Origin of the sequence: Enterococcus faecium (genome assembly GCF_029023785.1) — a bacterium.
GTDB lineage: Bacteria > Bacillota > Bacilli > Lactobacillales > Enterococcaceae > Enterococcus_B > Enterococcus_B faecium.
In genome coordinates, this window is the sequence record NZ_CP118955.1 from 1,610,403 (window position 1) to 1,635,755 (window position 25,353).

The 25,353-nt window shown below is 38.5% G+C and carries 19 protein-coding genes; 7 read left to right on the plus strand and 12 right to left on the minus strand.

All coding sequences use genetic code 11. The features are described from left to right. Positions 1 to 6: 6 nt before the first annotated feature. The 9 genes from xerD to PYW34_RS07875 form a co-directional block, all read right to left on the minus strand. Positions 7 to 894: a site-specific tyrosine recombinase XerD gene (xerD, locus tag PYW34_RS07835; RefSeq protein WP_002294386.1), complete on the minus strand. Its 888-nt coding sequence runs from the start codon at positions 892 to 894 to the stop codon at positions 7 to 9. A 95-nt stretch (positions 895 to 989) separates the two neighbouring features. Further along, the gene (locus PYW34_RS07840) at positions 990 to 1,463 is read right to left on the minus strand and encodes a Fur family transcriptional regulator (protein WP_002294385.1); all 474 of its coding nucleotides are present in this window, start codon (positions 1,461 to 1,463) and stop codon (positions 990 to 992) included. 104 nt (positions 1,464 to 1,567) lie between these two features. Continuing rightward, on the minus strand, positions 1,568 to 2,431 hold the full coding sequence (locus PYW34_RS07845; RefSeq protein WP_002290060.1) for a virulence factor B family protein: 864 nt from the start codon (positions 2,429 to 2,431) through the stop codon (positions 1,568 to 1,570). A gap of 195 nt (positions 2,432 to 2,626) precedes the next feature. After that, complete coding sequence (locus PYW34_RS07850; RefSeq protein ID WP_002334546.1) at positions 2,627 to 4,753, minus strand: cell division site-positioning protein MapZ family protein; 2,127 nt, start codon at positions 4,751 to 4,753, stop codon at positions 2,627 to 2,629. Positions 4,754 to 4,972: 219 nt separating this feature from the next. Then, complete coding sequence (rpoD, locus tag PYW34_RS07855) at positions 4,973 to 6,082, minus strand: RNA polymerase sigma factor RpoD (protein ID WP_002289498.1); 1,110 nt, start codon at positions 6,080 to 6,082, stop codon at positions 4,973 to 4,975. A gap of 23 nt (positions 6,083 to 6,105) precedes the next feature. Then, complete coding sequence (gene dnaG, locus PYW34_RS07860) at positions 6,106 to 7,947, minus strand: DNA primase (RefSeq protein ID WP_002289497.1); 1,842 nt, start codon at positions 7,945 to 7,947, stop codon at positions 6,106 to 6,108. Positions 7,948 to 8,128: 181 nt separating this feature from the next. Further along, the gene (locus PYW34_RS07865; RefSeq protein ID WP_002303731.1) at positions 8,129 to 10,444 is read right to left on the minus strand and encodes a cation-translocating P-type ATPase; all 2,316 of its coding nucleotides are present in this window, start codon (positions 10,442 to 10,444) and stop codon (positions 8,129 to 8,131) included. Positions 10,445 to 10,628: 184 nt separating this feature from the next. Next, complete coding sequence (locus tag PYW34_RS07870) at positions 10,629 to 11,489, minus strand: DUF368 domain-containing protein (RefSeq protein WP_002333248.1); 861 nt, start codon at positions 11,487 to 11,489, stop codon at positions 10,629 to 10,631. Between the two features lie 58 nt (positions 11,490 to 11,547). After that, positions 11,548 to 12,180 (minus strand): lysozyme family protein, encoded by a 633-nt coding sequence (locus tag PYW34_RS07875; protein ID WP_002289460.1) that lies wholly within the window; start codon positions 12,178 to 12,180, stop codon positions 11,548 to 11,550. A 166-nt stretch (positions 12,181 to 12,346) separates the two neighbouring features. On the opposite strand from PYW34_RS07875, the gene PYW34_RS07880 reads away from it, so the two are divergent. Both PYW34_RS07880 and mprF read left to right on the plus strand, forming a co-directional pair. After that, on the plus strand, positions 12,347 to 13,108 hold the full coding sequence (locus tag PYW34_RS07880) for an alpha/beta fold hydrolase (protein ID WP_002289461.1): 762 nt from the start codon (positions 12,347 to 12,349) through the stop codon (positions 13,106 to 13,108). Between the two features lie 25 nt (positions 13,109 to 13,133). After that, the gene (gene mprF / locus PYW34_RS07885; protein ID WP_002294379.1) at positions 13,134 to 15,725 is read left to right on the plus strand and encodes a bifunctional lysylphosphatidylglycerol flippase/synthetase MprF; all 2,592 of its coding nucleotides are present in this window, start codon (positions 13,134 to 13,136) and stop codon (positions 15,723 to 15,725) included. Between the two features lie 187 nt (positions 15,726 to 15,912). Here mprF and tuf read toward each other — a convergent pair whose 3' ends face one another. Further along, a complete protein-coding gene (tuf, locus tag PYW34_RS07890; protein WP_002289463.1) occupies positions 15,913 to 17,100 on the minus strand; it encodes an elongation factor Tu in 1,188 nt (395 codons plus the stop codon). Between the two features lie 367 nt (positions 17,101 to 17,467). On the opposite strand from tuf, the gene PYW34_RS07895 reads away from it, so the two are divergent. Beyond that, positions 17,468 to 17,824 carry a YxeA family protein gene (locus PYW34_RS07895; protein ID WP_002289464.1) on the plus strand — a complete coding sequence of 119 codons (357 nt, stop codon included), beginning with the start codon at positions 17,468 to 17,470 and terminating at the stop codon, positions 17,822 to 17,824. A 240-nt stretch (positions 17,825 to 18,064) separates the two neighbouring features. Here the strand turns inward: PYW34_RS07895 and PYW34_RS07900 are convergent, their stop codons facing one another. Next, positions 18,065 to 19,069, minus strand: coding sequence for a nucleoid-associated protein (locus tag PYW34_RS07900; RefSeq protein ID WP_002294378.1), 1,005 nt, complete (start codon positions 19,067 to 19,069; stop codon positions 18,065 to 18,067). Between the two features lie 165 nt (positions 19,070 to 19,234). On the opposite strand from PYW34_RS07900, the gene PYW34_RS07905 reads away from it, so the two are divergent. The 3 genes from PYW34_RS07905 (at position 19,235) to PYW34_RS07915 (ending at position 21,239) form a co-directional block, all read left to right on the plus strand. Further along, positions 19,235 to 20,086 carry an aldo/keto reductase gene (locus PYW34_RS07905; protein ID WP_002289273.1) on the plus strand — a complete coding sequence of 284 codons (852 nt, stop codon included), beginning with the start codon at positions 19,235 to 19,237 and terminating at the stop codon, positions 20,084 to 20,086. A 16-nt stretch (positions 20,087 to 20,102) separates the two neighbouring features. Beyond that, complete coding sequence (locus PYW34_RS07910) at positions 20,103 to 20,348, plus strand: hypothetical protein (RefSeq protein ID WP_002289275.1); 246 nt, start codon at positions 20,103 to 20,105, stop codon at positions 20,346 to 20,348. Positions 20,349 to 20,534: 186 nt separating this feature from the next. Then, positions 20,535 to 21,239 carry a hypothetical protein gene (locus PYW34_RS07915; RefSeq protein ID WP_002289272.1) on the plus strand — a complete coding sequence of 235 codons (705 nt, stop codon included), beginning with the start codon at positions 20,535 to 20,537 and terminating at the stop codon, positions 21,237 to 21,239. A gap of 329 nt (positions 21,240 to 21,568) precedes the next feature. On the opposite strand, the gene PYW34_RS07920 is transcribed toward PYW34_RS07915, so the two are convergent. Further along, positions 21,569 to 24,010 carry a hydroxymethylglutaryl-CoA reductase, degradative gene (locus PYW34_RS07920; protein WP_002333247.1) on the minus strand — a complete coding sequence of 814 codons (2,442 nt, stop codon included), beginning with the start codon at positions 24,008 to 24,010 and terminating at the stop codon, positions 21,569 to 21,571. A 184-nt stretch (positions 24,011 to 24,194) separates the two neighbouring features. Here PYW34_RS07920 and PYW34_RS07925 point away from each other — a divergent pair, with 184 nt between their 5' ends. Further along, positions 24,195 to 25,349, plus strand: a complete 1,155-nt coding sequence (locus tag PYW34_RS07925) for a hydroxymethylglutaryl-CoA synthase (RefSeq protein WP_002289270.1) — start codon at positions 24,195 to 24,197, stop codon at positions 25,347 to 25,349. The last annotated feature ends 4 nt before the right edge of the window (positions 25,350 to 25,353 follow it).

The following is a 25,353-nucleotide window of genomic DNA, read 5'->3' on the forward strand; positions in this document are numbered from 1 at the left end:
CTATGACTAAGCCCTTGGAAAATGCTGCTTATAAACATCCGTCATTCTTTTCTTCGTGATATGTGTATAAATCTGAGTCGTAGAGATATCCGCGTGACCTAACAATTCCTGTACTGTCCGCAAATCAGCTCCATTTTCTAGCAGATGTGTGGCAAAGCTATGCCGCAGCGTATGTGGTGTTACTTCTTTGTAAATCCCAGCCTCTCGTACTAACTGCTTCAGATTTTTCCAGATTCCTTGCCGAGAAAGACCTTTCCCATGATTATTGACAAATACATGCATTTCAGATGCGTCCTTTACAAGTAATGGACGTGCTTCGTCTAAGTAGCGTTCCAGCCATTGGATCGCATAATCACCTAAAGGAATGATCCGCTCTTTATCTCCTTTTCCAACTGTCTGTACCAGTCCAAGAGAAAGATGAAGATCTCCCAATTTCAATCCAATCAATTCACTGACGCGCATCCCAGTAGCATACATGACTTCCAAGATTGCACGATCTCTTATCCCTAACGTTTTTGTCGTATCAGGTGCTTCAATCAGCTTTTCTACTTCTGTCAGAGTCAATGTACTTGGTAATTTCTGTGCTTTCTTCGGCGTATCGATATGTTGCATCGGATCATGATCAGTGATACGCTCTTGCCGTAAAAACTGATGGAATCTTCTGAGACTTGAGATCATCCGAGTAACAGTTGCTGTCGCTTTTTTTTCTTCATGCAACTTCTCCAGAAAACGGATGACTAAAAAGCGATCGACATCCTGCCATGAAGCAATTTTCTGCTCCTGTAGAAAATGCAAGTACTGTTCCAAATCACGTTCATAGCTTTGTCGTGTATTGGCGGACAATCCCCGTTCAATATTCAAGTAGTGGAGATAATCGTTGATTTGCTCTTTCATAATAATCCCCCTCATGCCTCTCTATCATATCAGATACCGCTTCATTCTGATAGTCTTTTTCCATAATCTGAGCAAAGAAAAAGCCGTCTAGACACTCAGACGGACTGGTTTCTTTTTTCTTTTTCATAGCATTCCTGACAGATTCCATGGAACGTTAGCCGATGATCTTTTACTAAAAAATGATAACGTTCTTCTACTACTTGCTCCACTTCAAGTAAAAGATCCTCTTCTACTTCCTCGATCGTGCCGCAGTTCAAGCATAGTAAATGATGATGGAAATGTTTGGCGCCTTCTTTTCTCAAATCATAACGGGCTAATCCATCATTAAAACTTACTTTATCGACAATTTTCAATTCTGTCAAGATTTCAAGGGTTCGATAAACAGTAGCAAGTCCAATTTCCGGACTCTTTTTTTTCACTAAAAAGAAGATTTCTTCTGCAGATAAATGCTCTTTCTCATTTTCCAAAAGCACAAGCAGAGTAGCTTCTCTTTGCGGTGTCAGCTTAAACCCCGCTTCATGTAGCTGCTGTTTTGTTTTTTTCATCGCCGAAATAGCATTCATGACCATTTACTCAACCCCAACAATTTATAATAATTACAAATAAAAAAAGATATAACACTATGTTAATTAAAATTATTATAAGCTAGTTAAGAAAAACATGCAAGGGATTCTCAATTAGATTTTTTGACTAGTTTTGTCACACCGTTTTCTTGTGTAATCAATCCTTGTTTCAAAAGATTACCTAATGCGCGCTTAAATGCTCCTTTGCTGATACCAAAAGCTTTCATGATTTCTTCTGGATCCGATTTATCTGTAAAGTTGATTTGCTGATCTGCAGAACGTTCTAAAATGGTTAAAATCATTTGTGCATCATCTGATATAGCTTCATATGCTCTTGGCTTCAATGAAAGATTCAGTACACCGTCTGGTCGGACACCAATCACTCGACCTTTTATCTGCTCGCCTAGACGAGGTTCATTATATCGTTCAGAAGGATGGATAAACCCAAGATAGAAATCTTCCGTTAAAACGTACGTACCTGTTAATTTCAAGCGGTATGCTGTTCCTATCACATCTTTGTTTTTCATTTCTTCTGTTCCATATTTGCTTAAAGATTTGAATATTTTTTCATCTGCTAAACTGCCCCAAATACGGTCTTTTGCATCAACTCTAAGGGAAATCATCAAGCGATCCCCTTTTTTAGGCCATAGCTCTGTCATTGTCGGCAATTCATCAAGAGATACGACAAAGTCTTTATCTGGAAGACCGATATCGACAAACGCACCTAAATCTTTTCGTGTAGCAGTAACGATTCCAAAAGCGTAATGACCGATACGGCTTTTAGGAATTTGTGTAGTGATCCGATTTTCATGTTTTTGATTTTGGTAACCGAATCCTTCAACTGCTTCACCGATTTTGTGTTCACCTTCTGATTTGCTTAAGCCAAAGGTTTGTCCGTTTTTTTGGACAAAGTAGTTTTTTTCATTTTCATCAATAATAATACCTGTAAATATAGTTGCTAATAAATCGTTCATTTTTTTCTCCCTCTATAGTGAAAGGTTTTCTTAATACATTTCTTTGCTATCATAACATAATGTTATCTACTTGAATAGCTGAGCCTTGGTTTGGAAAGGTGAAAAAAGGAGTATGACAACAGTTGTGTCATACTCCCCTTTTTCGAATAAACGGTGTTAAACGGCAGGCTCACAGCCTCTTTCATTTGCCTAAAATTAATTGCTCCCATTTCCTCCGAACCATCCAGTTTTACAGTTGATGGTTACGATGTAAAATGGCAAAGCACTTTCTCCAATGCCTTTCATCAATGCAGATTTTGTTGAAGTGGCATATAGATTATAATAGCCTTCCCCATTTTCGATTCTGGCTTTTTCTAATCTGTAACCTCCTTCAACGATATATCCACGTTGGATACATGTAGCAATCACTTTGCTTTGGACACCTGGTGCCCACGTCCATGCTGGATTAGATGCATCGGCAATATCACTTGCTCTGGCAGATTTGATTGGCTGATTCGCTGAGTTTGAAGAGGAAGGGGTCGAGGATGCCGCTTCTTGCTGTGCTGCTTGTGCGACCGCAGCTTGTTGAGCGGCTTGAGCTGCAGCTGCTGCTTGAGCGGCTTGAGCTGCAGCTGCTGCTTGAGCGGCTTGTTTTGCTTGTTCTTCAGCTGCTTTTTTCGCTTCTTCTGCTTTTTTCTTTTCCTCTTCTTCTTTTTTCTCTTTATCAGTGAGCATCTTATCTACTTGTTTCAATTGTTCATTCAACTGAGCAGATAGATCTGTATTTTTCACTTTTTCTACTGCTTCTTTTGCCGTCTTGTATTGGTCGCGTGTTGCTGAATCCACTACTTTTCCGTCTTTAAAGACTATAGCTGTTTTTTCTTTAGCTGTTTGCAATTCAGCATATTGATTTTTAGCTTCTGTTTGTGCTTGTTGAATCAATTTTCCAAAATCTGTGTTATCCGTTTCGATTGCTTGGATCTCTTTATCTGCTTTCAACTTGATGTCATCTGCTAGATGATCATCGACGATGGCAGGTGCTATGAACCACTCATTCACTTTTTGGATATCTCGGATCTTAGATTGGATATCTTGGTAAGTTGTTTCTAACTCTGAATATCCTTTTTCATTCTTAAGACTGGATAAATCATTTTTTAGTTTTGATAAATCTTGATGAATCATATCTGCACGAATAAATTGATGGTGATCATCTGTATAAAAGGCAGCAAGTTTCTCATGAAGTTCTTCCATTTGTTGCTGTCTTTTTGCTTCTGCTGCTACTTCGGCTTCTACTTTTTGATGATGGTCATAATAAGCCCAGCTTCCTCCACCGAGTAGAAGTACTGCTGCTAAAACGAGATAAGGTACTTTTTTTGATTTTTTCTTTTGCGCTTTATCTGGATCTGTTTTTTCTAAGTTTGATTCTTGATGTGTTTTTTCAGTATCTGGCACGATTGTTATTGATTTCGCTTCTGCTTCAAACAGCTTAGGCTGGTTCTCTTCTTTTTCTATTTTTGCTTCAAGATCAGTACCCTCTTTGCTTACAGATTGATTTTCAGCATCGGATTCACTATTTATTTCATCGGGTTCTGTTGACTTTTTGTCTGTGTTTTCGAGTATTTCTTTTTTCTCTGCTTCCGGCAGTTTATTCGTTTTTTCCTTTTCTAATTGTTTTTCAGTAAATACTTCAGTTTTTTCTGTGATATCCGTTTTTACGTCTTTTATTTTTACTGTTTCTTTACCTGTGGCGTTTTCTCTATCAGAGTCTTTTTCAGTTTCTTGTTCCTTTTCTGGCTCTACTTTGTTTTCCTGTGCAATTTTTTCACTGATCATTTTGAGCAGCTCTTTCGCGTGCTCTTCTTTTGTATCTTCACGATGTGCTTTGATATAAGCGGATAGTATCGAATTTTCTTCCTCATTATCGACGATTTCTTTCAGTTCAGCTACTCTTCTTTTTTGTTTTGATTCAAGCGTTTCTTCTTGATTCTTTCCTGATTCTTCCGAAGTCTCATGAACAGTTGCTTTCTTCTGTTCATTTTTCTCTATATTAGTTACTTGATCGTGAGCAGGTGGTTCTTCGTCTTCTGGTTCTGCTTTTTCGAATAATTCCATTACAGATTCTAGAGGTAAATCTTTCAATTCCGACCATTCGATTGGATCGTTTAATTCTGTATCAGGAAAGACTGCATCTTCAGTTGATTTATCCTGCATAGCTGCATCTGTATTTGTTTCTTCAATTGATTCTTTTATTTGCTGATCTTCTGCAGTTATTTGATGACCGCAGTCTGGACAGATAGTATTCTGCTCCATTTTTTTCGATCCGCAATTTGGACATTTTTTCATCACTTAGCGATCGGCTCCTTTACTAGGTTTACGCTACCATTTAATCTATCATATTCTATACGTCACGCCAATAGCTTATTTTTAGGATTTACTTAAAAATAATGAATGAATTTCCTTCCTATAGAAAAAAAAGCTTGAGACTGCGTAGTCTCAAGCTTTTTTTCTTTTAAAATAAACCAAACAGTTTTACTGATTTCTCTTCTGGTCAATAGTCCACGCTTATTCTAAGAAATCTTTTAATTGTTTTGAACGAGAAGGATGGCGCAATTTTCTTAATGCTTTAGCCTCGATCTGACGAATACGTTCCCGAGTAACACCAAATACTTTCCCTACTTCTTCCAATGTTCTCGTCCGGCCATCATCTAAACCAAAACGTAAGCGAAGGACATTCTCTTCCCGATCAGTCAATGTATCTAGTACATCTTCCAATTGTTCTTTTAGTAACTCATAAGCTGCGTGTTCTGCTGGACTTGTTGCTTCCTGGTCTTCTATGAAATCACCTAAGTGAGAGTCATCTTCTTCACCGATTGGCGTTTCAAGGGAAACAGGTTCTTGCGCGATTTTCAAGATTTCTCGGACTTTTTCTGTTGGAAGATCCATTTCCGCACCGATTTCTTCTGGCGTAGGTTCTCTTCCAAGGTCTTGCAGCAATTGACGTTGGATACGTATCAATTTATTAATTGTTTCAACCATATGAACTGGAATACGGATCGTACGTGCTTGGTCAGCGATTGCTCGAGTGATGGCTTGACGAATCCACCATGTAGCATAGGTTGAAAACTTAAATCCTTTGCGGTAGTCAAATTTTTCAACTGCCTTCATCAGTCCCATGTTTCCTTCTTGGATCAAGTCAAGGAACTGCATGCCTCGTCCTACATAACGTTTAGCGATACTTACTACTAAACGAAGGTTTGCTTCTGCCAGACGCTGTTTCGCTTCTTGGTCGCCTTCTTCGATTTTCAATGCTAACGCTACTTCTTCTTCCGCAGTTAAAAGGGAGACACGGCCAATTTCTTTCAGATACATACGAACCGGGTCATTGATTTTTACACCGGTTGGCGCAGATAGATCTTCTGTTTTTGCTTGTTCAGCTTTTTTCTCAGCACTCTTCAAGCTGTGAATTGATGGATCACCATTTTCATCCACCACACTGATACCTGCGTCTTCAATCTTTTGGATCAATTTGTCCATTTCATCTGCATTCAAAGTGAATGGTGTAGCAAGCTGATTGGATAAATCATCATATACAACTTGTCGTTTGGGTTTGTTTTCTTTGATGAAAGCTGCTACTGCTGCTTCATACGTTTTTTTATCTGTTCCATTTGCCATAAAAGAAGGCCCCCCTTGAGTAGCTATTTGGCTTGTTTTAACTGTTTCGTTAAATTGATGATTTCAATCGTCAATTCAAGCTCAAGCTGTTTGTTTCCAGTTCGTCTGGCTTCTTGCTGCATTTGTTTTTTTAATGTTATTTCATCAGCTAAGCCAGATTTGCTGATCACATCTAGCAAGTCTTGGATTTCTCGTGGCGAACTTTCTTCTGCCACCGGTAAATATTCGATTTCCACCACCAACCGCCTTAAATTTTCATCTTGCAAAAAGTCTAAAAACTCTGCAAGGTTGAATTCATAATGTTGTGAGACATATGCATCGAATAAAAAATAAACTTCTGCATATGCATCATGAATAAACTGAAATTCTCGTTCTTTTAAAATATTACGGACAGAAACTTCTTTAAATGCACGATATAATAGAATCTGCTCTGCCTTTTCTACTTGCGTCAAAGGTCTCTTTTTCCGTGCAGTTTCTTGTCTCGTAACCTGAGTGTGTTGACTTTCCTGAGGTTCTTGACGATTTTGCTGATTTGTCCTTCGAAGATCGCGCAGTTGTTTTTGTATCGTCTCTCTGCCGATCTGAAACTCTGTTGACAGTTGAGATAGATACATATCTTGTTCGATTGGTGAAACAACTCGGCTAAGTTCAACTAGTAATTCTTCGAGGTATTCGATCTTGTCTTTTTCATTATCTAAATTTTTCCCTTGTTTTAAATAACGTGATTTAAAAGTAAAGACTGTTTCGCGCCCATGAGCCACTAATTCTTGGAAAGATGCTTCTCCATACTTACGGAGATATTCATCAGGATCAAGCTTTTCTGGAACGACTACGACAGAAAGTGCTAATCGACTGTTTTGCCGAAGCAATTCAATCCCTCGATTGGTTGCTTCAAAACCTGCGTTGTCTCCGTCATAGCAAAAGACCAATTCTTTCGTCAGCTTTTCCATTTGTTGGATCTGTTGAGCTGTTAGACTTGTCCCCATAGAAGCTAATCCAGTTTTGATACCAGCCTGCCATGCAGCAATCACATCCATAAACCCTTCGAACAACAAAATTTCTCCGTTTTTCCGGATATCGCTTCTTGCTTTATCAAGATTAAATAAAACTTGTCTTTTATTGAACAGTTCTGTTTCTGGACTATTCAAGTATTTGGGCTGATCTTTTTCCTGCCCTTTTTCAGGTGCAAGCCAGCGTCCTGAAAAACCGATCGTCTGGCCTTGAGAATTACGAAGTGGAAACATCACTCTTTGATAAAAACGATCAGACATACGGCCATCATCATGCGTGACAAACAATCCAGAGCGTTCTAACAATTCATTTGAAATTGATTCATTCTTGAATACTTGCTGAAGAAAAGAACGCTCATTAGGTGCAAAACCTATGTTGAATTCTTCAATTAATTCTAAAGACAACCCACGACTTTGCAAATATTCTAAAGCTGGCTGTCCAGCTTTTGTATGCAATAGCATGTGATGATAGATTTCCGCTGCTTTTTCATGAGCAGCAATCAGTTTCCCCGTAGCAGATTCAGGATTTTGGACAGCTATAGTACGCTGACGCCATTGATCTTCTAACGGTATCTGTTCGAAGTCTGCCACTTTTACCACTGCTTCTGGAAAACTTAGACCTTCTAGTTCTTGAAGAAAAGTAAACACGTTTCCGCCTTTACCACAACCAAAGCAATGAAAAATCTGCTTGTCTTCTGCAACAGAAAAAGACGGTGTACGTTCTTCATGAAAAGGACACAGCCCCAAGTAATTTTTACCAGACTTTTTCAACTGGACATATTGTCCAATCACCTCAACGATATTCGTTTGACTGCGTACTGTTTCGATAACCTCTTGAGGAATCCGTTGAGCCATTTTTTCACCCCCTGCTCTATTGATATCTTTTGGGTTTAACAGAAGATATTTCAGGAGAATAACCGGTAAAAAATCGCACTAACTGAAATCAGTGCGATTTTAAAGGACACAATTATACATGTTTGATTGTATCATATTTCATTGCTTTTTCAAGTATAACACATTTCTATCTCATTAAGCATCAATTTGCTACTCTTTTCAGTAACTGATTTTGAATATCAGCCTTCCAGTACAATACTCGAAGAACAATATTTACGAGCATGAATACAAAGAAGTATCCTACGCTCTCTCCCAACCCTAAGTTTACTTCCAAAATTCCATGGAACAGCATTGCAGCTACATATATCCCTACGATCGTCGTTACTGCTAGGAAGATGCGCAATGGGTTGAAGGGATAACAAGCTTTTACAACTGCCATGCAACTGATCCCAATCAGCAAGTAATACATCAAAGTAGTAGTTTCAGCATTTCCCCATGCGAATGTTTTTCCAAGTAGATACACCGCAATGATATTCACTACTACAAGCAAGGCATTTGGTAAAGCATTAATAAGTGCTGTAGGCAAATAACGGTAAGTGATTTTTCTTTTATCTTGTTCAAAAGATAAAAAGAAGGAAGGATACCCTTCAATCGCTAAATCAATCAGCGTGATTTGGATAGGGATAAACGGAAATCCAATTGCTGTAACGGCACATATAATCGATAAAATAAATGAATAAATCGTTTTGATAAAAAAGATGCCTGAGACTTTCGTCACATTGTTGACCACTCGGCGTCCTTCAAACAGGACTTCTGGCAATGTAGTAAAATCAGAGTCCAACAATACCAGATTCGCAATCTGACGTGTTGCTCCATCACCTTCTGCCATAGCAATGCTGCAATCTGCTTCTCTTAACGCCAAAACATCATTCACACCGTCGCCTGTCATTGCAACCGTTCTGCCGCTTTCTTTCAATTCATTTACCAGCAATTTCTTTTGCTGCGGACTCACTCGTCCAAAAACCGTATAGCGATGAGCAGCTTCTCGCACTTCCATTTCTTCAGTAATTTGAGAAAGATCGACATACGCATCATAATTCGGTAATCCTGCACGTCTAGCGATATTGGAGACAGTAAAAGGATTGTCTCCAGAAATCACTTTCAGATCCACACCTTCCTCATGAAGATAAGCTAGTGTTTCTTGAGCGTTTTTTCGGATTGGATCATCGATTTCAAACAGAGCAACCGGCTCAACAAATGCTGGTTTTTCTTCGTTCAATTGCTGATTTGGAGCGATCCCCAACATAAGTACGCGATAGCCATTCGCTTGGGCTGTTTTTAGACTGTCCGGAAGCCGATCTTCTTCCACCAAACGTTCAGGCGCTCCTACGTACACGACTCCCAGTTCTGGAAATTCCATCGCGCCCCATTTGCGATCAGAAGAAAATGCGACTTTGTTTGTCACATCATACCGATTAGAAAGCTCAAAATAATCTCTCATAGCCCGCATAGTGATGTTGTTATCACTGCTTTCTGCCAGATACGTCCCCATAATTTCTGGGATGGCTTTCTCGTACAGCGGATGTAGTGCTTCTACCCGCTGGATACTCATTTTCCCTTCAGTAATGGTCCCTGTTTTATCCAAGCATAATGTATCGACATGGGCCAGCGTTTCAATTGAATACATGTCTTGAACAAGGATTCGTTTTTTTGCCAGTTTGGTTACCCCTGTCGTTAATGCAATACTTATTAGCAATACCAAACCCTTTGGAAGCATGCCTAACAAAGCTGCTGCAGATGCAATAACAGAAATTTTGATAGAAGCATCGCGGATGAACAGTGCTTCCAAAAATAGTATGATCCCCAAAGGAATAATCACGAAACTAGTGAATTTGGATACTTTGCGAATCGAATCTACAAGTTCAGAACGAATAGCTTTGTGAGTCTTTGCCTCGCTAGTCAAGCGGACAGCATAATTATCTGCACCTACTCGGATAACTTCAGCCATGACAGAACCGCTTGTCAAAAAGCTTCCAGAAAGCAATTCAGCTCCAGTTTCTTTGACAATCAAATCAGATTCGCCTGTCAAAAGAGCTTCATTTGCTTCTGCCCGTCCAGATATAACCTGTAAATCGGCTGGTATCTGTTCTCCTGCTCCGATTTTTACCAAATCTCCTAATACCAGCTCTTTAGTAGAAATCGATTGTTCTTTACCGTCCCGGATCACTAGTACTTCTGATTGGGAAACAATCGATAATTTCCGTACAAGATTTCTTGCATGTATTTCTTGATAAATTCCAATAACGATATTGACGACAATAATTGCTAAATACGCCATGTTGGAATACGCACCTACAAATAACAGACAAATCCCAATACCAAAGTTCAGAAAATTGAATAACGTCAATATATTATCGCTGAATATTTGTTTTGTACTTTTTGATGCATCTTCCTGGTAGTCATTTTGCTGGCCAGAAGCCATTTTCTGAACTACCTCTTGCTGTGTAAGTCCATTCATTTTCTTTTTCTCCATTTTCCGCCAACTTTCAAAAATAATCACGTGTTTAAGTCTAGCGTGTTCCAAGATTAAAAACAACTTGTTTTTATAAAATTTATAGAAAAACACACGAATGATTTTACAAAAAAGATGCCAACCTTTTTGTTTGAATCACCCGTGTGCTGTTTTTATTATCAATCTATCTTTACTTATATTTTTCCTCCAAACGGCTCATCCACCAACCTAGTGCTGTACCGGCTATAAAAAGAACAGGACAAGCTAGTACCCCAGCAACTCCCAATCCCGCGTAATCGGTAGGAATGATCATAATCGTTGAAGCAAAAACTACACCTAAAATGAAATGGAATAGCTTGCTATATGCCTTTGAGAAAATGTAATCCATGATTTTTGACAATCCAAGAACACAAAGAATCCCACCAATTCCGATCGGCACAATCACTTCAAGTCGTACTTCTTTAAATCCGTCAGCCATCGCTTTATACAATCCCATATACACCAAAAAATTAGAAGGGCTCAATCCTGGGACGATCATACCCAAACCAATCAATCCGCCGGCAATCAGCCATGTTCCAAAATTCTGATCGACTTGCCCGTCAAATAATTGAGCGCCGTATAATAAAAACAAATAAGCCAGAACAAAAGTAACAACCATGATGATCACATCAGAAGTATCTCTTCCTTTTTTCCCTGCTTCTTTCCATAACGCAGGAACAGTTCCAGCGATACATCCGACAAAAAACCATAATATCGTTGTTTCATACGCACCTAATAAAAAACTGACTAAAAAAGAAAGTAGAAAGATGCCTGTCACTCCGCCTAGACCAACAGGCAGAAAAAACAAAACATTTTCTTTGAAATTTTTTGTAAGGTGGGCTAAAAAAGAAATCAGCCGCTCATACATGCCAAAGACAGCTGCTAATGCACCACCGCTGACTCCTGGCAAGATAAATCCTGAACCGATAAACATTCCCTTCACAAACCGTAACATCCAGTCTTTGGTTGTGTACCCCACTTCTTGATTTTCCATTTTTTGCCTTTTTTCCACTATTTGCGCACTCCTTCTTTCATTTAATTTTATTCATGATTGAACATTTCCTGCTATTTTACTTAAAGACTTTTTCATAGGTCTCTATTATTTTTTCATTCATTTTGACAATATCAGGATAAAACATGTTACCTCCATTATGATAGAGATAGCCGCCATTGTAAAGCAAGGACTGGATCCGCCAATATCGGTATTGTTTCCCTTCCTCATTTCCTAAAAGTGGGCTCAGCACATCTTTAGAATACGCTTCTGCTAATTCTACTGTGTTTTCTCCGCCATGATTTTTTACATAGGCAATATAATCTTTCCCAAAATTATATGCTTGGACAGCTGTCCATAAATCGCATCCTTGTTTCTTTGCTTCTACTATCATTTCCGCCAAATATTTGACACCTTGATCAATACTGTCAGCTGGATTATCAATGATCTCAGCTTCTCCATGCAGACTTTCCGAGCTCTGCATGAGATCTGTCCCTTTTCCTTTTGATTCGGTCAATATTATCGCCTTGATCAAATTCTCGTAGTTTTCCATATGATAATTTTTTGCAGCTGTTGTTATTTCTATTTGATAGCTTTCCACTCGTTTTACCGAACGATAAGTTCTTCCTCCTAAAAACAACACCGCACCAATAACCGTCAGAATGATCATGTAAAAAAGAATACGGATAATAGATAATCGTTTTCGCTTCATTTCATCACCTAGTTATTTTGACATCTTTTTTTATCTTACTATTTCTTTATCTTCTTGGCTATTTCTTCCTTGATTTCTGTGTACGCCTTAAGAAAAAATGAATTTTCCTGTATTTTTTGACATCTTACGAAAATGATCGTTGTTTTTCAGTAAAAACAATTGCCCAATGACTGATATAATCGTTATACTTTACACAGTAGGTGATTATGTGAAAAAAGAAAAGAAATATGCAAAAATGCCAGATGGGAGCGAAATTTACTATGAAAAGAGCGGTCAAGGCTTCCCTCTCTTTTTACTGCATGGCAATGACGGCAGCGGCCGCTTTTTTTCAGAACAGGTCCCTGTACTCGAACGCTACTATACCGTGTATCTAGTAGATAGCCGAGGACATGGTCGTTCGACAAACGAAGCATCTATGTTGAATTTTCAGTTAATGGCCGAGGATCTGAATACGATCATGTTGCTGGAAAAAATCGATCAGGCAGATTTTCTTGGATTTAGTGATGGAGCAAATCTAGCACTGGTATTTGCCAGCAGCTTCCCTAAAAAAGTTCATCGATTGATTTTAAATTCTGGAAACACGCTTGTTAAAGGCGTTCGTTTTTCTGCCAGAGTCATCAGTAATATTCATTATGCATGGGTATGGTTACTCTCTTTATTTCGCCCAAGTCTTCGCAAAAATCTTTTAGTTATCAAACTTTTGCTGCATGACATCGGGCTTACAGAAAATGATTTAAAAAAAATCAACTCCCCCACTTTGATCATCGTGGGAAAAAAAGATGTAATCAAGCTAAAACATTCTTTGTATATAGCTAAAACTATACCAAAAGCTTCCTTTGTGCTTGTGAAAGAACAAGGACATGAATTAGCTAGAAAAGATCCTGAACGCTTCAATCGAGAAGTTCTTCAATTTCTTTCTGAAACATAACTATTAGGAATAGAAGGTGATTTATTTGTTAAAAAATACCATACAATGGCTGAAAAACCACCTAGGACTGTTCAAAACAATCTTTTTGATTTCTGTCATTGTCATTATTGTCGGTGAATTGATGTCCATCGGTAAAACTCTATCTATCCAGCAATTAGGAGAAACGTTTGCCACTATACCTGTATGGAAAAGCGGACTAATGCTATTGATTGGTCTTATCTCTGTGTTACCTATGGTTGGTTATGATATTATTTTGAATCGGATGCTTGAACAAAAGCAGAATCCTCGTTACCTGTTTGAGACAAGCTGGCTGATCAATACGATCAACAATATTGCCGGTTTCGGCGGGTTTGTTAGTGTGGGGCTTCGCTCTGAACTATATGGACAAAAGAAAGAGAGCAGAAACGTGATCCAAGCATTATCGAAAGTTTTCTTGTTTTTGATGGCTGGACTTTCTATTTACAGTCTGCTTTCTTTTTTACTTGTAGTCTTCACGCCAGTTGCTCCTTTTTTGAAGCAATATTGGATATGGTTGATCGGCGGCGGTCTATATTTTCCTGTCGTCTTTTTATTTACTACTTTCAAAAAGAAAGGATTCCTTGGTGGTACCTCACTTAAAACTCAAGGACAGCTATTGCTAGTTTCATTGTTGGAATGGACCGGTGTCCTGTTTAGTTTCCTTTCTGTTGGTTATTTAATGGAAATCCGGATTGATCTGTGGCAAACAATTCCATTATTCATTGCTGCTTCAGTGATAGGAATCGTGTCTATGATTCCAGGAGAAATTGGGAGTTTCGATGTAATGATGATTATCGGGTTGTCCGCTATTGGTGTGCCAAGAGAAATAGTCGTTGTGTGGATCTTGCTCTATCGCCTGTTCTACTACATCATTCCGTTTTTGATTGGAATCGTCTTTTTCTTCAAAAATATCGGTTCCACTTTTGATCAGCGTTATTCTGGTATCCCTAAACAATTAGCAACAGAAATTGCGCATAAAATCGTGGTTGTCTTATTATACTTTTCTGGAATCATGCTAGTACTTTCTGCCACTATCCCGCAAGCTTTTACAGAGTTTCGCTGGCTTCATAGTTTGAACCCATTGAAATTTCATTTTATTATCCAATTTCCTAGTATACTATTGGGATTTCTTTTAATCATTATGGGCAGAGGGATCGCAGCACGTGTTAAACGAGCATATTTGCCTACAATCTTCTTGATTGTTCTAGCTTTACTTTATGTTTTATTAAGTGATTTTAGTTTCACACCGGTGGTTTTCTTGTCTATTCTGCTTCTGATCATTCTTGCTTCTAAAAACGAATTATTTCGGGAACAATTGATCTATTCATGGGAGTGGCGTACGATCGATGGAATCATTATTGGTGCACTGTCCTTGCTTTACATCGTTATTGGGGTATACAATCTGCCGGATTTCCCTCATCGGCGTCACCATTTTATTTCCTTTTTCTTATTTCCTTCTGAAAAGATTTGGTTTTCGGGATTGTTGGCCATCATCGCTGTTAGTTTCATGATCGTTCTATTTGTTCATTTCCTTCAAGGAGAAAAGAAACAGATTGGCGAAGCCTTTAATGAAGAAAAGGCCCTGAAGATCCTTACAACTTATGGAGGAAACTCCGATAGTCAATTGATCTTCTTAAAAGATAAGCGGATGTTTGCCTATGAAAAAGACGGTGAACCAACTGTTCTTCTCCAATTCGCTTGCTTCAATAATAAATGTATTGTAATGGGTGATCCTTCTGGTAAGAAAGAAGATTTTCCAGAAGCAATCGAAGCTTTTATCGAAGAAACAGATCGACTATGCTATTTACCAGTTTTCTACGAAACAAGCGAAGAGATTGTTATGATTTTGCATGAATTCGGCTACGATTTCATTAAGATGGGGGAAGAAGCTTATGTAGACCTGAATAGTTTTACAACTTCAGGGAAAAAAATGAAGGGCACTCGTGCTGTCTTGAATCGGATCGAACGAGAAGGATTTACATTTGATGTCTTACAACCACCATTTTCTACTGAGCAAATGAGTACTTTCAAAAATATCTCTGATAATTGGTTGGGTTCACGAAAGGAAAAAGGGTTTTCTTTAGGCTTTTTCTCTGAAGATTATCTACAAAGAGCGCCTATTGCAGTTGTCAAAAATACCCAAGAAGAAATTGTCGCTTTTGCAACGATCATGCCTACTTACACGAACAATAAAGTAGGAACGATTGATCTGATGCGATATGATTCTAAAAAAGCACCTTCTGGCAGTATGGATTTCTTGTTCTTGCATTTGTTTGCCTATATGAAAGAAGAACATATCCAATGGTTCAATTTAGGGATGGCCCCTCTTTCAAATGTCGGAACTTCCAGAAAGAGTTTTTTACAGGAAAGGATTGCATACTTGGTTTACGAGTTTGGTTCTCATTTTTATTCTTTCCATGGATTAAGAGAATATAAAAGCAAGTACGCTACAAACTGGGTCTCACGTTATACTCTATATTCTAGAGATAGTTGGATTGCATATGTTATGATTGCTTTGCTGATTATTGATAATGCGCCAGTTGAGCAGACACAAGGTAGAATAAGTGGTTTGAAAAAATGGATACGAAGAAAGTATTAAAAACTGCATACCGATAGATGAACACTCTCATGATGAATAAAAGAGACTGAAGTAAAACGAAAGTTCATGCTTCTACAATCTCTTCTTATACAATTGAAGAACAAAGAGCGGTCCAAACAGAAATCCTGTTTGGACCGCTCTTTTATTTTAAACATTTTTCATTACCAAAATATTCGAGTCGCGTTTCTTATGCTTCGATCTCTGTAACGATACCTGAACCTACTGTCCGTCCGCCTTCACGAATTGAGAATGTCGTTCCGTTTTCAACAGCGATTGGATGGATCAAGTCAACATCAATCGTCACGTTGTCACCAGGCATGACCATTTCTGTATCTTCTGGCAATGTGATTGTTCCTGTAACATCAGTTGTGCGGAAGTAGAACTGTGGACGATAGTTGTTGAAGAATGGAGTATGACGTCCACCTTCTTCTTTTGTCAACACGTACACTTCTGCTTTGAATTTTGTATGTGGAGTAATGGAACCTGGTTTAGCAAGTACTTGTCCACGTTCGATATCGTCACGTTGGATCCCCCGTAACAACACGCCTACGTTATCCCCAGCTTCCCCGTAATCTAACGTTTTACGGAACATTTCTACACCTGTTACAACTGCTTTTTGTGTTTCAGGTTTGATCCCTACGATCTCTACCTCATCACCGACACGAACAGCACCACGATCAATACGACCTGAGGCAACAGTTCCTCGACCTGTAATTGAGAAGACGTCTTCCACTGGCAATAGTAATGGTTTATCTGTATCACGTTCTGGTGTTGGGATATATTCATCTACTGTATCCATCAATTCCATAATAGCAGCTTCAGCATCTGGATCGCCTTGCAATGCTTTTAATGCGGAACCTTTGATCACAGGAGTGTCATCGCCTGGGAAACCATATTCGCTCAATAACTCGCGAACTTCCATTTCTACCAAATCGATCAATTCTTCATCATCGACTAAATCAACTTTGTTCAAGAAAACAATCAGGTATTTTACACCAACTTGGCGTGACAATAAAATGTGTTCACGTGTTTGAGGCATCGGACCGTCAGTTGCAGAAACAACTAAGATTGCACCATCCATTTGTGCTGCCCCTGTAATCATGTTTTTCACATAGTCCGCGTGTCCTGGTGCATCAATATGCGCGTAGTGGCGTTTTTCTGTTTCATATTCTACGTGTGCGGTATTGATCGTAATCCCACGTTCACGTTCTTCTGGAGCTGCATCAATACTAGCATAGTCTTGAGGATTTGCTAGGCCTTTTTTGCCTAATACTGTAGTGATCGCAGCAGTTAAAGTAGTTTTCCCATGGTCAACGTGTCCAATCGTACCAATGTTAACGTGTGGTTTACTTCTGTCATAATGTTCTTTTGCCATAATTTACAAACCTCCTAAATAATATAGATCACTGAAAAATTTCAGCTCTCACCTTTTTATTATAGTCTTTTTTTGACTAAATCAAAAAGAATACGTCCGACTTACTTTTTGTAAGATTCGAACTAAGCTTATTATACGTCAATATTGGTCAAAGTCAACTAAGAGCACTCGTCTGTCTTATACGCGAAAAAAGTACCTTTTATAAATAAAAAAATGTGTTTTTTGAGAAAAACTTCAAGATAGTCCTTAACTTTCTTTTGAAGCAATAAGAACAAAATGAGGAAAAGTTTAAAATTCAGCTGTTGCCAACAACTTTCAATAGACGAAATCTTCTATTTCGTTAATAATAAGGAAAGAGGTGAAGTACATGAAAAAATTAATTGGCGTACTTGTCGTTTTAGGCATATTTCTCGGCGGAAGTTTTGCAGCTTATCATTATTTTTACGGCGGCGAAGCTTATTATACAAAAATCACGACGAATGGCGAAATGTCAGCTACCCAAGCAGATAACGGAGAGAAATTCACGACTTATACCTACAAGCAAGCGGCTTATAATAAAGATGGTGAAAAAAAACAGGTGACGCTTCGCGAAGAAAGAGAACATCCATTAAAGATGAATGCGTATCTTAAACTCAAAGTCAATCCTCGTAAAGGTGTATTAAGCTGGGAAGAAATAAAGGCTTCTGAAGTGCCTAAAAATGCGGCAGAAAAAATCGATAATTAGTAAATGGTCTTAAAATTTTATTAGATAAAAAGAGGCTGGGACAGAAGCGTTTAACTCCAAGAAATAAGAAGGAGTTGCTTCTGCTTCCGCCGTTTATACGTGTTTAGAGCGTGAGACAAAAGTGTTCTTTACTTTTGTCTCACGCTCTTTTTTTGTTATATTCGTCTTTTCCGATCCTTCTCTTGACACAATTCATTTAACTGATCACTGGTACTTGAACACCTAATATTCTAGTCATTTTTATAAACGATTCAATACTTCATCCACATTTTTGATCATCACGGATATCGTACCATCCGGATTATTCACAAATTCAATCAAATCTGGGTTGCGATATACATCTACTGGTACGATCAGTTCGATCCCGTTTGATAGCTTGAATTTTTGTTTTCCAAATTTTTTCTCAGAAATTTCTTGTACTTCTTTTACAGGAGGTGCTTCTGGGACAAATCCTTGCTCTTGTACTTCTTCTTTAAAAGCCATTTTTGCCGTGATGTTTTCCTTGAAGACTTTTTCCGCAATCATCTCATGATCCAACCGACCTTTTTCTTCTATCGTATCATAGACAGCTTCTTTCAAATCAGCCATGATATCAAATTCTTCTGTCTCAAATTTTTTTCCAAGATGCTTGGCTACTTTTTGGATCACTTTTACATTTTCTTCTAAAGAAGGTGCAGGAACACTTTCGATCACTCTTCCAGAAAAATAAAGCTCTTTTTTGCCAGAAAACTCATATTTTTTTTCAATTAATTCGTAGGTCCAATCAGTCAAATTCACAGCGAATGCTTCATCTGCTTTTTGTGTTTTCGCCCCTAGAATTGCTCGATTCAAAATCAAGCGGTTGTCGATCCCTGCTTCGTCTGCTTCAACAAAGTGAGTGTAAGCCTCACGATAATTGACTTTCAATAAAGATAAGTACATCACTGTATCTAATTCATACAAGACAACAAATACATCTGCACTAGGTGCTTCTTCACTTTCTTGGTAGATATCGAACCACCGCTGAACGATTGCTTCACTTGCTTCCACAAAATTTTCTTGAGCGATTTTAAGTGATTCAACGATCATGCTTTCTTCTGCTAGTTGTCCAGTTTTTGTTTGAGCAGAAGAGATTTTTTGGATCTTCTTTTGAAGAAAATCACGAATATATTCTTTTGTCAGATCCAGCTCTTTTTGTGAAAAGACTGGAGAACCAGTTTCTCTGTCAATAATATGCAGAATTGCTTTTTTTAAATAGATATCCATTTTCTCATTCCCTTCTGTCTTAGTTTACGGAAAAAAAATCAAAAATACCAGAATCAAAATCATTTTCTTTTAAACAAAAATTTCAAGAGTAGAAACAAAATGGATTCTTTTTTTCGAAAAATGCGCTACACTTATAGTTGAACGAATAAAAAAGGAGCTGAAAGTATGAATTCATTAACAAGCACTTATCGTCTATCAAATGGTTACGAAATCCCGGTAGTAGGATTCGGCACATGGCAAACACCTGATGGGGATGTCGCTGTTTCCTCTGTTAAAGAAGCGCTGGCTGCAGGTTATCGCCATATCGATACTGCCCAAGGATACAAGAATGAAGAAAGCGTCGGCCAAGCGATTAAGGAAAGTGGAATTCCTAGAGAAGAGATATTCTTGACAACAAAATTATGGAATGCAAACCACAGCTATGAACTTGTGATGTCTTCTTTTGAAGAATCATTGAAGAAGCTCCAAACAGATTATTTAGATCTGTTTTTGATCCACTGGCCAAACCCTGTTGCTTTTCGTGATAATTGGGAACAAGCAAATGCAGATACATGGCGAGCATTTGAAGAACTGTATGAAGCAGGTAAAATCAAAGCAATCGGTGTGAGCAATTTCTTACCCCACCATCTAGATACACTAGCAAAAACAGCAAAAATTATGCCGATGGTCAATCAAGTTTTCCTTGCACCAGGCGAATTACAGACAACTGTAGTTGAGTATGCAAAAAAACATGATATGATCCTCGAAGCATATAGTCCATTAGGCACTGGTAAAATCTTCGATGTGCCTGAAATGAAACAAATCGCTGAAGCACATGACAAGACGATTGCACAAGTTGCTTTGCGTTGGTCGCTGCAACACGAATTCCTTCCTCTTCCTAAGTCAGTGACACCAAGCAGAATCAAAGAAAATACTGAATTATTTGATTTTGAATTAACAGAAGAAGAAATGAAACAAATCGATCAGTTAGATGGTGTAGTCGGCAAAGCAAAAGACCCAGATACTACCCAATTTTAAGTCGAAAGGTGATTTTATGGATCCAATCGAACGCTTGAATTCTCTCTCGGAAGAAGTTACCCAGACTTTTCATTCCGATTTTGTCTTTTTGATCGATGCAGAGAAAATCCAACATTTTCCTGCAAGAAACTGGACACATGATCAAATCATCGAAGAACTGAAAAAACGGTTCGATCATTCGCTAATGGTCAAACCCTGGCACGAACATGAAGTCATTTATTCACCTGAACTACCTGTTTTTGCCTTGATACCGAAAAAATAGAAAGAATGGAACGGATTATGTATATATACATAATCCGTTCCATTTTTTATTTTTCTTTCAAAAAACGGGAAAATACGCAAATTTTTCTGTTGTAATTTGCGTATACGCAAGTTTTTTTGCATTACTCCTTTTCATTTGGCTGTTTTTTTCTTATAATCGAAAGGGTATGAGCGAAGGAGAGAACATATGAAGAAAAAACAGAAACAAAAATTATTAAATCAATTCCGTCCTTCATTGGATGGTGTAAGAGGACAATTATTCCGTTCTCTAGAAGAAGAGAGCTTGCGACGTTATGGTTTGCCGTTACAAGTCATGCTTGATCCCAAAAACCGTCAAATCTTAACGATCGGATTAGCTGGGAAAACAAATGAAGATACACGGATCAACGTGCCAATCGATGACAACTTCAATACTGTATTAAAGAGAATTCGTTCAGGAGAAAACGGGATTTTCGAACGATTCCGTGACAATCTTCTTATTGAAATCGTGTCTTACTGGAATGATCAACGATTGAAAAACGATGAACCAACTGCGCAAGCTGTTGCGACACCAGTTACAGAAGAAACAGTCAGTGTGCCAGAAGAAAAAACGGAAAAACCAAAAGCGGACACAACTGAAAATACACGCTCAACTGATACGAATGCCGCTTTAAGTTTTGCTGATTTTTCAAAAGCCGTTGCTGAGTATCCTAAATTTTACACAGAACAAAATGAACATGAAGTAGTTATTAATGAAAAAAATGCTGATGAACCTCGTAAATTAGCAACTATTTCTATGACTACTGAAAATGAGTTCGTTATCGAAAAAGCACTCGAACGGAAATACAAAGTCAAATTGACTTTGATTCCTTTGATCGAACAATTTGCAGCGACAGCGATTACTGATCGATAAAAATTCTATTTGTCATAAAAGGCTGGGATTTAAAATCCCAGCCTTTTTAGTCATATAATAATTTCTACAGCAAGTAAAAAGAAATTCCTTCTAACATCAGGCTCAAATATCAGCTTGACCTGTCCAACAAATCACCTATGATCCTACAATGTTAGGCGACTTCTCTTCTACCTGAAGATATCTTGGAGTTGCCTGATTTCTTAAGATGCCTAACCTTAACTATAAAAAATTCTAATAATAAACATATTTTCTGATAGAGAAAAAAGCAAGATCTGCAGTAAATAAAATAACTGTAAATCTTGCTTTATTCTTCTAAAGATATTGCTTTTTTATTTTTCCCGGATTTTTTCCAATATTTGTATAGCTGTCTGCTGGTTCATCTTTTCTGCTTCACGTAATTTTTTCGCAACTTGCTCGATTTCCTCACCAATAGCCCCAATTGAGATCGCTAATGAACGAGCTTGAAGTCCCATGTGGCCTTTTTGGATTCCTTCTGTAACTAATGCACGCAAAGCAGCCAGGTTTTGAGCTAACCCTACTGCAGCAATTACTTGTGCTAGTTCCTTGGCTGAATCAATATCTAACATAGCTAAAGATGCTTTTGCTTTTGGCAGGATATTGGAAGCTCCGCCTACTGTGGCAACAGCCAAAGGCACCGTTAGTTTTCCAACTAGTTTATCCCCTTTGATCTGCCAGTCTGTTAATCCTTGGTATAATCCATTTCTTGCCGCGTAGGCGTGGATCGAAGCGCTAACCGCACGTGTATCATTTCCTGTAGCTGCCACTACAGCTTCTATACCATTCATGATCCCTTTGTTGTGCGTTGCTGCACGGTAAGGGTCAAGCTTCGCATATTCCCCTGCCTGTTGGATTTTTTTGGCAATTTGTTCACCGATTTCTTTGTTTCTCCCTAAGCGTTCGAATGGGATTTCACAACAGGCAGAAGCCAATGATTCTGTAGCAAAATTACTTAAAATACTGAATAGAATCTCTTCTTCAGGGAACCACTCCTGTAACTTGTTTGCCACACTCTCAAGAATCGAGTTGATCATGTTAGCGCCCATTGCATCTTTTACATCCACTAAAAAATCAATAGATAAGTATGCATGGAAACTCCCCATGAATTCCCGAGTAGAGATATCTTGAACACCGCCCCCGCGTTTCACGATTGAAGGATAACTTTCATTTGCACAAAGAATCAGCTCTTCTTTTCGATGATTAACTGCATTGATCACTGCTTGATACTCCGATTTTCCTGATAGAACGATTTGCCCTCGCATCAGCCGCTGAGGTGTTTCTGCGCAGATATTTCCACAGATTTTTGCACCATTACTTGCAGCTGCAATGACAGATGGTTCCTCTGTTGCCATCGGAATCCATTTTTTCTTGCCATTGATTTGAAAATTCTGCGCGATCCCCATTGGGATTTCCACTTCACTCACTTGGTTTTCGATCATGTGATCGGAGAGCTCTTCAGAAAGTGTTTGTTCCTGAAAAATCAACGCAGTTTCTTGTGTCAATACATTTTTTTCTATTAATTGACTGCGCCGTTCAGATGGCGTAAGCTGATAAAACTTTTTTTTTTGCACATCCTTATGTGTTTGCTCCATATTCGCTTCTAACAAGACTGCCAAGCCTAAACCTCCACCAATACATAATGAAGCAATACCGTATCTCTTCTGTTCACGAAGCAATCCGTAAGCTAATGTAGTCAAGATACGTGCACCGCTTGCACCAATTGGATGGCCTAATGCGATTGCTCCTCCATATATATTGACCTTTTCTTCATCTAACTGCAGTTCTTGGCTAACTACGATAGAAGAAGCTGCAAATGCTTCATTGATCTCAAAAAGATCGATTGTTGATAAATTCATTCCTGATCTATCTGTCAATTTTTGAATGGCTTTGATTGGAGCGATTCCCATGATACTTGGGTCAATACCGACCTCCGCTACTTCTTTGATGGTTGCTAAATAAGGCAGATTATTATTTTCTGCGTATTCTTTGGATGCAAGGATCACCACAGAGGCACCGTCATTCAACGGGGAAGCATTTCCTGCTGTTACAGTTCCTTCTTCTGAGAATACTGTACGTAACGTGCCCAGTTTTTCCAATGTACTATTTCCACGAACTGCTTCATCCTCAGATAACACGTCTTCATCAGAAATCTTGACTGGGATGATCTCCTCAGAAAATACACCGGCTTCGACAGCATGTGCTGCTTTCAACTGGGACGACAAGGCATAGCGATCCTGCTCTTCTCTGCTCACAGAAAATTGTGTTGCAACATTCTCTGCGGTTAATCCCATATGTGCATTTGAAAATGCGTCAGTCAATCCGTCGTTGACCATACTGGAAATTGGTTCACCATATTCATTTGTTTCTGACTGATACTGTTTCAGCATAGGTGCTTGAGACATACTCTCTGTTCCGCCGGCTATCACAAGTTCTGCTTCACCTAATTGGATCAGCTGGCGTGCTAAGATCACTGCTTTCATACCAGATCCGCAAACTTCATTGATCGTCATTGCTGGGACATCTACAGGGAGACCGCTGTTCAAAGCAATCTGTCTGGCAACATTTTGACCATTACCAGCTTGCAGGACATTTCCAAATATTACTTGATCGATTTTATCTTTTTTCAGTTTTGTTTTATCTAATAATCCTTTAGTCACAAGTGTGCCTAATTCAACTGCAGTAAATGGACTTAAACTTCCGCGATACTTTCCTATCGGCGTTCTTGCAGCATCTATCATAACGACTTCTTTCAAGTAAGCCACCTCCTACAAAAATATACCATTCTTTGCTGTAAAAACAAATAGCTCTTGTTCCAGTTATTTTTTTCTAAGATTAAATTTTAACAATCCTTAAATATTCTCTTTTTTATATTTCTTTTAATCTTTTTATGATACCTTAGTAAAGTAAGTTTTTTATCATAAGTAAAGAGGTGTTGAAATGAAAATAGGGATTGATCGTCTTTCCTTTTTTATTCCTAATTTATATTTAGATATGACAGAGTTGGCAGAAAGCCGTGGGGATGATCCTGCAAAATACCATATAGGGATTGGTCAAGACCAAATGGCAGTCAATCGTGCAAATGAAGACATCATTACACTAGGAGCAAATGCTGCCAGCAAAATCGTAACAGAAAAAGACCGTGAGCTAATCGACATGGTCATCGTCGGAACAGAATCCGGGATTGATCATTCAAAAGCGAGTGCGGTAATTATCCACCATTTACTGAAAATCCAATCTTTTGCTCGTTCTTTTGAAGTAAAAGAGGCTTGCTACGGTGGCACCGCAGCTTTGCACATGGCGAAAGAATATGTCAAAAATCATCCAGAACGAAAAGTACTAGTCATAGCAAGTGATATTGCTCGTTACGGCTTGGCAAGCGGTGGTGAAGTGACGCAAGGTGTCGGTGCTGTTGCGATGATGATCACTCAAAACCCGCGTATTTTATCGATTGAAGACGACAGCGTATTTCTGACAGAAGATATCTATGATTTCTGGCGTCCAGATTATAGCGAATTTCCTGTTGTTGATGGTCCTTTATCTAATTCTACGTATATCGAATCATTCCAAAAAGTTTGGAATCGACATAAAGAATTGTCGGGTCGAGGACTCGAAGATTATCAGGCGATTGCTTTCCATATTCCGTATACTAAGATGGGAAAAAAGGCATTGCAAAGCGTATTAGACCAAACAGACGAAGAAAATCAGGAACGTCTTATGGCTCGCTATGAAGAAAGCATCCGTTACAGCCGACGAATCGGTAATCTTTACACTGGTTCATTATACCTGGGGCTAACTTCTCTACTGGAAAATTCGAAATCACTACAGCCAGGAGATCGCATCGGTCTATTCAGCTACGGTTCTGGTGCAGTAAGTGAATTTTTTACAGGTTATCTGGAAGAAAACTATCAAGAATATCTCTTCGCACAATCTCATCAAGAGATGCTAGATTCTCGAACACGGATCACTGTTGACGAATATGAAACGATTTTCAGTGAGACGCTTCCTGAACACGGAGAATGTGCAGAATATACTTCAGATGTACCTTTTTCGATTACAAAGATCGAAAATGATATTCGTTACTACAAAATATAATAAA